Here is a 1,188-nt window from a genome sequence, read left to right on the forward strand (position 1 = left end):
CCATTATGACCACAAGTTAAATCAGCTCTTTTTCCCTGTCTCTTCATCGCATCCAGTTTCATCTTATAAGCAAATGCTTTTTCACTCGGAAGTAACTCTTCTCGTTGAATATTGGCATCTACCATGGCGATTACTGCATCATCATCTGACAGCTCTCTGACAATTGCAGGAATTGTTTCCAAGCCAGCTCTAATAGCCGCGTACATTCTTCGATGACCTGATATCATCTCATATCCATCTTCACCATCGGATCGTAACAAAACTGGTGTCAGTATCCCTTTTGCCTTTACACTCTCCACCAAGTCTGTCATCTTTTCGTCATCCAATACCTTAAATGGATGATCCTTAAAAGCATGAATTTTACTGATATCAATCTCCATTGCCGATTCTTCATTGACTACTCCCAGCAATTCATCAATGCTTGTCAATTTGATTTTTTCTGCGCTTCTACTTTTCATTTTCCAAAACCTCCTGTGTCAGATTTTCATAAGCCATAGATACTTTTCCCTTTGGACAATGACAATAAATACTTTTTCCTTCCGCACTTGCTTCAGCTACCTTAACTGATAGTGGAATGACATTTTCAAAGATAGAAATCTTAGATCCATAAGTTTCTCTCACTCTGGAAGCAATATCTTTGGCGTAATTAGTACGAAAATCCACCATTGTCAAAAGAATTCCCTGTATCGTCAGCTTTCGGTTCAATCTCTTCTTTACCATAGAAATAGTCCTGATCAACTGTTGAAGTCCTTTAACCGGCAGATATGCAGCTTGTACAGGTATCAAAACCGTATCAGAAGCTACTAAAGCATTGATGGTCATCATTCCCAAGCTCGGCATACAATCAATCAAAATATAATCGTATCGTGATCGCATCGTATCAATATATTCCTTCATGATCAGCTCCCTGCTCATTACATTACTCATAGTTACTTCCAAGGCTGATAACTCAATATTGGCCGGTAGGAGATCCACTTGTTCCTCATGATGTAAAATGCCTTCTTCCTCAGCAATTTCCTCGTCATTGATAATATTCATCATAATAGTTGCAAGAGTTGTTCCAATATCATCCGGTTCTACATATCCAAGACTTGCAGTTAAGCTTCCCTGTGGATCCGCATCGATCAATAACACTTTTTTTCCTTGTCTTGCCAATCCTACCCCAAGATTTAAAGTCGTTGTACTTTT

At 38.9% G+C, this 1,188-nt stretch carries 2 protein-coding genes; both read right to left on the reverse strand.

The annotated features are described in order from the left end of the window. Positions 1–458 (reverse strand): ParB/RepB/Spo0J family partition protein (locus QVP40_RS04030; RefSeq protein WP_288200314.1); only part of this gene is annotated, 458 nt, incomplete at its 3' end. Next, a partial coding sequence (locus tag QVP40_RS04035) for a ParA family protein (protein ID WP_288200315.1) occupies positions 448–1,188 on the reverse strand: 741 nt, incomplete at its 5' end. The genes QVP40_RS04030 and QVP40_RS04035, both read right to left, overlap by 11 nt.

This window comes from Blautia sp. CAG:257 (assembly GCF_000433815.1).
GTDB classification, from domain to species: domain Bacteria; phylum Bacillota; class Clostridia; order Lachnospirales; family Lachnospiraceae; genus Blautia_A; species Blautia_A caecimuris.